Origin of the sequence: Mesotoga sp. UBA5847 (assembly GCF_002432735.1) — a bacterium.
GTDB lineage: Bacteria > Thermotogota > Thermotogae > Petrotogales > Kosmotogaceae > Mesotoga.
In genome coordinates this window covers 1-2,834 of record NZ_DJGL01000102.1, presented here as the reverse complement: position 1 = coordinate 2,834, position 2,834 = coordinate 1, and the positions used below count along the sequence as shown (strand labels likewise).

Below are 2,834 nucleotides of genomic sequence, written 5' to 3'. Positions count from 1 at the left end.
TGTCATCCCATAGAACCTGCCCTGAAAAGCTTGCCCCAATATGTACCTGTTTGGGGTCTCCTGTTCAGGGCAAACTGGATTTCGTTACTCTTTGATTTATAGGGGGCTCTAGCTCTTTGTTCTTGACCAACCACCAACCACGTACCACAAACGACGGTTCTTAGCTTGGTGCAGCCGGAACTGGCCGCACGAAATCGGTTTGATGTTCTTCTAGTTTTTTTCTCTCTCTCTTCTCTCGTGAGCAAAGCGAACCTCTCGACAACGCTCTTTCTCGTTTTTTTGTTCAGCCGACGAAGTCGGAACTGGCCACCGAAGGTGACTGGCTTTTCTTTCACCTTCTCGTGAGCGCAGCGAATGTCTCGACAATGCTCTTTCTCATCTTCTCTCTATCTTATCGATCGTTCAATCTAGAACTGCTCTTCACAGCGTTCAGCGCACAGCAAAAGAGCGGCTTTTCCCCAAAATCGTGACCGGCTTGTTCAAAGTCTTGCAACTGACTATTCGCAAGTTGGAATGAGAGGATCTATGACTTTTGAATAAGGGCTCAGTATATAATTGTTTGAAGTGATCTATTGGAGTGTTTGAAATGAATACTTATGCTTTTTTGACGTTTCTTGCAGCGGGTGTATGCTTTGTAATGGCTATACTGTTTTCGAGGCGGAGAGGGATTCTTGAAGCCGGGATTCTAAGCCTCTTGATGTTCTCGATTGCATGGTGGGCATTCTTTTATGCGTTTGAATTGCTCGGGCATGACCTGGAAACAATGAGGCTTCTCAACAAGATCTCATATCCTGGAATAGTATGCACGCCGGTTTTTCTCTTTCTTTTCTCGATGGCAATTCTCGACAAAAGAGAGTGGTTCACCTGGAGAAGGATCTCTTTGCTCTTTGCTGTCCCGGTGGCGGTGCTTGTATCGATGTGGACGAATGAGGTTCACTGGCTCTATTATTCAGTCAGCGAACTGGATCTCAGTGCATCCTTTCCAGTACAGAGACTTGTCCATGGTCCGCTTTTCTGGTTCGGAATCTCTTACAGTTATGTACTGCTTCTTTTGAGCTTAATCTTAATTGCTCAGCAATATATTCTTTCGAGAGGGCCTTATAAGGGTCAGCTGAAGATGATTCTGCTTGGGACTTTTTTCCCGGTACTCGTGAATCTAAATTACCTCTTTGGATTTGTCGATTTCGGATATCTCGACATGACTCCGATTGCCTTCACTATTGCCGGGGTGTTTATGGCGCTAGGTGTTATGAGGTACAGGTTATTTGACATACGACCCGTTGCCAAAGAGACGGTTTTCGAAAGTCTGCCTGACGGTGTGATTATTACTGACGATAGAGGAACAGTCGCCGATATAAATCCTATGGCCTGCTCGATGTTTGGTGTGGAAAGTGAAAGCTCCATCGGACTACATTTCAGTGACGCTTTCAAAGGTATCGAGCCCATTGTGAGCTTTCTTGGTTCCGATCTATCGAAGTCCGATCTAGAGGTGGGAGAGAAGATAGTAGATTCCAGAAAGACGACAATCTTCAGCAAAGGTGGAAAGACAAGAGGTAGCGTCGTTTTGTTGACCGAAATAACGGAGAGGAAGAGAGTCGAAGATGCGTTGCGCCAGAGTGAGGAGAGGCTTGCGCTTGCTGTGAAAGGTGGGAATGTTGGTCTCTGGGACTTCAGAATCAAAGAAGGAGAGCTATCCATAAACGATAGGTACTATCAGATTATGGGTTATTCTACGGGCGAACCGGTTATTGCTTTCCAGAAGTGGAAGGAGCTTGTTCATCCTGAAGATCTTCTGCCTTCACTTGAGGAGATGGACAGATGCTATAGTGGAGAGACAGATCACTTCGAAGTAGAGTACAGGATGCTTTCAAAGAGTGGTGAGTGGATCTGGGTTCACGATAGGGGAGAAGCTGCAGAGAGAGACAAGAACGGAAGGGCCACCCGTATTCTTGGAACTCACATTGATATTTCTCCCACTAAACAGATTGAAGAGGCTCTCCGCGAGAGCCAGGAGAAGTACAAGAAACTTGCAACTACTGATATGCTTACCGGTGTCATGAATAGATACTCACTCGATGAGCTGTTGAAGACTGAAACGGATCGATCTAAGAGATATGGAATTCCGCTTTCTTTGCTTATGCTTGATCTCGATAATCTCAAGACTATTAACGATAACTCCGGTCACCTGGCCGGCGACGAAGCTCTCAAGGAGATGTGTTCTTTCGTTCAGTCAAATATCAGGAGTTGCGACCATCTGGGAAGATGGGGAGGCGACGAGTTTCTGGTATTGGTTACAAATACGGATCTAGAGGGTGCGATGAAAGTGGCGGAGAAACTACGCTCTGGCCTCAATTCCCTTGAACCGAAAGAATGCGGGAAATTGAGCATAAGCATTGGAGTTTCCACGCTTCTTGATGGCGAGAGCGATTACGACAGATTACTTCGAAGGGTGGATAAGGCTCTTTACGAGTCAAAGAGGAACGGCAAGAACAGAGTTACCTCGCTCATCTAGTTGTGTTTCACAATAGACCTCTTTAAGGATTTGGGTGTATAAGAACCGGAAGGTGATGCATATCGCTTATGTGTTTCTTCAAGAGAGTACCGGGTTTTGTATGTGACCTACCCTTCAGTTCCATCTTCTTCCTTTCACTTCGAAGAAGTCTATCCATTGTAGAGGAACTTATTTCCAAAAGCTTCTGCTTAACTTCTTCCCTCAAAGACAAATGACCATTCTTGATCAGATTCTCTATCGCCTCTTCAATAATCGCTTTGAATCTCTTGCCGCAAGGAAAGTCCAGGATCTCCCATATCTCAACTAGTTTTCTCAATACTTC

Annotated in this window: 1 protein-coding gene and 1 pseudogene; one reads left to right on the top strand and one right to left on the bottom strand. The window is 45.4% G+C overall.

All coding sequences use genetic code 11. From position 1 onward, the window contains the following. Positions 1 to 586: 586 nt before the first annotated feature. Positions 587 to 2,512, top strand: coding sequence for a histidine kinase N-terminal 7TM domain-containing diguanylate cyclase (locus tag B3K91_RS12455; RefSeq protein WP_292588572.1), 1,926 nt, complete (start codon positions 587 to 589; stop codon positions 2,510 to 2,512). Between the two features lie 52 nt (positions 2,513 to 2,564). Here B3K91_RS12455 and B3K91_RS12450 read toward each other — a convergent pair. Further along, positions 2,565 to 2,834, bottom strand: a pseudogene (locus B3K91_RS12450) (ISNCY family transposase); the annotation flags it as partial.